Annotated in this window: 2 protein-coding genes; both read right to left on the bottom strand. The window is 39.4% G+C overall.

All coding sequences use genetic code 11. The features are described 5' to 3' along the window. Nucleotides 1-32: 32 nt before the first annotated feature. The gene (locus CWC14_RS15650; RefSeq protein WP_138563788.1) at nucleotides 33-1,385 is read right to left on the bottom strand and encodes a magnesium transporter; all 1,353 of its coding nucleotides are present in this window, start codon (nucleotides 1,383-1,385) and stop codon (nucleotides 33-35) included. 238 nt (nucleotides 1,386-1,623) lie between these two features. Beyond that, nucleotides 1,624-3,291, bottom strand: a complete 1,668-nt coding sequence (locus tag CWC14_RS15645) for a methyl-accepting chemotaxis protein (protein ID WP_138563786.1) — start codon at nucleotides 3,289-3,291, stop codon at nucleotides 1,624-1,626. Nucleotides 3,292-3,477 lie beyond the last annotated feature (186 nt).

Here is a 3,477-nt window from a genome sequence, read left to right as displayed (position 1 = left end):
CTGTAAATTTAACCTTGAAAGATCAACAGACCCTAAAGTAACAATAAACTACCTAATCCTAAAAAGGTTACAAAGCCGACAATATCAGTGACTGTGGTTAAAATAACTGAGCCTGATAATGCAGGGTCAATTTTCATTTTATCTAAAATAGAGGGGATCACTACGCCCGCCAACGATGCTGCCACTAAGTTAAGTAATATTGCCACAGTAATGGTTATACTGAGCATAATATCGTTAAACCATACAAAGGTTAGCAAACCAATCACTAATGCCCACACCAAGCCATTTACCGCCCCTACTCGCAACTCTTTTTTAAGTAATGCGTTTCGGTTTGAGTCAGTAACCTGACCAAGCGCAAGACCACGCACTATAACCGTTAAGGTTTGGCTACCGGCAATACCGCCCATTGAAGCAACAATCGGCATCAATACAGCTAAAGCAACCACTTGCTCTATGGTTGCGCCAAACAAACCGATAAACCACGAGGCTAAAAATGCCGTTGCTAAGTTGATACCTAACCAAATACCACGGTTTTTAGCGCTTTTACGAACACTGGCAAATAAGTCTTCGTCTTCTCGTAAACCACCGGCCTTTGCTGTGGCTTCGTCGGCTATTTCTTGACGTAATTCATAAGCTGATGCAATGGTTAAACGCCCTATTAATTTGTTATCGGCATTAACCACTGGCATGGCCATTTTCTCGCTATGAATGACCACTTCAGCGGCTTCATATAAATCATGGTCTGCGTGCAATGAGGTAAAGTCATGATTAGCTAAGGTCATTAAACTCTCGTTATCATGCGCTTTTATCAGGTCATTAACTGCCACTTCGCCTATTAAGCTGCCTTTGCGGCTCACTAAATAAATCACTTCGCTGTACTGCGGTAACCCTTTGTGGAGTAACTTTTTAGCGCCGCCGGCTGTGAGTTTGTCTGACACCTTTAAAAAATCAAACCCAATCCAGTGACCTAATTGCTCTGGTGTATATTGCTGAGCCAGTTCGTATTGTTTGGTTTGTGCTTCATCAAGCTGCTTTTTTGCATAATCAATAAAGCGCTGCGGGATCACTTCTTCTAATTCAAGCAGCTCTTCAACGTTAACTTCGTCTAATAATTTAAAACCGTCACTGTCATCTAGGGTTTGCAGTAACCATAAACAGCTATCTTCACTTAAATTAACGAAAATTTCGTGTTGCGTGTCTTCATCTAGTAAATGCCAAATTTCAAGGCGCTGCTCTTTAGGAATAGCTTCAAATAATAAGGATAAGTGTTCCGTTGATAAGGTTTGCTGAGCATCTATAAGTAATTTATTCTTGCGCTCTGTGGTATCACACTGCAATAAGTCGTTTATGAGTTGTGGTAACTGATCAACCGGATACTCTATCATTTCAAAACCCTAAAATAGTCTTTCACTATAAATTTACTGTAATAAGTAAGCACTTATTAATAAGAATAGCTAATAGTGTACATTAGAGACGAACAAAAATATTAAAAAATCGCTGTGTTGTTAAATATTTATGGTTGTAGCGTGCTATAAACTATCGCGCTTTAGCTAAAAATAAAGCCAAAAAAAGCCGTAACTAAACACGTTACGGCTTGCTAAAAAATTAATAACTCAGCGCTATTTATATTTTAAATTGCCCCACTAGGTCACCCAAGTTTTCACCTCGCCCTGCTAGGTGCTGACTTACTGAAGAAGTGGTTTTACTCGACTGTGTTAACTCATTAACTATTTCTTGAATAGCATACACGTTACGGTTAATTTCTTCTGTCACGCTACTTTGCTCTGTTGCCGCTGTGGCAATTTGTGTACTCATATCATTAATGGTGGTCACGGACGTAGTTACCGCACCTAAGCTTTCAGATATAGCCCGTGAAGACTCAACTGAGCGGTTACAGCTTTGTTGACTCGCATGCATTGCATCAACTGCTGCCGTCACTAAATTATGTAACTCGCCCAGCATTTCGTTAATTTCTAATGTGCTGTCTTGGGTTCTGCTCGCTAAACTTCTAACTTCATCAGCTACCACCGCAAACCCACGACCTTGCTCACCTGCGCGTGCCGCTTCAATTGCCGCATTTAATGCCAATAAGTTTGTTTGTTCAGCAATGCCACCAATTACACTCAATACGCTGTTAATTTTTTTAGATTGCTCACTTAACGAGTTAACCTGCTCTGCGGCTTGATTAATTTCGCCCATTAAGTTTGATACTTCGCTCAATGAAACATCCACACAATCTTGCGCGTTAGCCACTTCTTTTGTTGCCGCCTGCGTTGATACCGCAACTTGTGTGGTATTTTGAGCAACTTCATGTGAGGTTGCTGACATTTCGGTAATCGCCGTTGCCACTAAATCGGTTTCATGGTTATGCTTTAATAACTTGTCTTCTATGAGTAATGTTTGCGTATTAATATCTGAAGAGGCTGTTTTAACGTCACTTGTTACATCAACCACACCGGCAATAATACTGTGTAGCTTGCTCACAAATACATTGAAAGATCCACCTAACTGGCCAATTTCATCATGAGTATCTATTTCTAAGCGTCGGGTTAAATCCCCCTCCCCTTTAGCAATATCATCTAAGCTTTGCACCATACGTTTAATCGGTTTTAGCATATTGTTAGAAGCATACAACGCACCGGCTGCTGCCAAACCAAGAAGCAGAAGTGATATTAAAACCAAAGTGGTCATTTTTTTGCTTAAATGGCGCTCCATAGTTGCTTGATACTTTACCAGCTCAGCTTCAATATCATCCATATATGTGCCAGTTCCAATCATCCAATTAGTACCAGGGATCATGGCTGCATAGCCAATTTTTTCGACTAAGCCTGTGGTATTGGGTTTTTGAAAATGATAAATGAACGAGCCACCGCCCTTACGCGCTTGTTCAAGTAGGCCAACCACTATTTTTTTACCGTTTGGGTCGGTCATGCCTATTTTATTTTGACCTTCTATTGCATCACCCAGTAATGCATGAAAAACACTAATACCATCGGTATCATAAATAAAGTAGTAACCATCTTCGCCAAAGGTTAAATCTCGCAACGCATTTTTAGCGTCTTGTTCATTTCCTTGTGCTAATTGGTATTGCACTACTTTAGAGCCGATTTCTATTTCTGTTCTTAGCAAGGTTTGTTTATCAGCAATTAATTTAGTTTTGAACTCATTAAAGTTTTGCTGTTGATTCTGCTTCTCTAAATAATAAGAGCCCGCCATAAAACTGATTAGTAATACTATCAATGGTAAAACAGCCAACAGTAGCAACTTGTTTTTTAAGCTTAAATTACCCATTATTTCTCCAATTAACATTATAAGCCATTAAGCTTTTTATTTTTCAGCCGCTTAGCAGCTAAGTTTCCATTGTTTATATTACTTACAATAGCGCCACACTTGTATACAAATTAAGCACAAACAGAGTTAATTCGCAATTTAATATACTCGTATGCTAGTAAAGCACCACGGCAAGATCATTATAAA

Origin of the sequence: Pseudoalteromonas sp. S3260 (genome assembly GCF_005886925.1) — a bacterium.
Lineage (GTDB): Bacteria > Pseudomonadota > Gammaproteobacteria > Enterobacterales > Alteromonadaceae > Pseudoalteromonas > Pseudoalteromonas tetraodonis.
The sequence above is the reverse complement of the archived record's forward strand: the minus strand, read 5'-3'. Positions and strand labels throughout refer to the sequence as shown.

Excerpts from the sequence above, each read along its gene's own strand:
- CWC14_RS15645 (WP_138563786.1), bottom strand. The coding sequence starts at position 3,291 with ATGGGTAATTTAAGCTTAAAAAACAAGTTGCTACTGTTGGCTGTTTTA.
- CWC14_RS15650 (WP_138563788.1), bottom strand. The coding sequence starts at position 1,385 with ATGATAGAGTATCCGGTTGATCAGTTACCACAACTCATAAACGACTTA.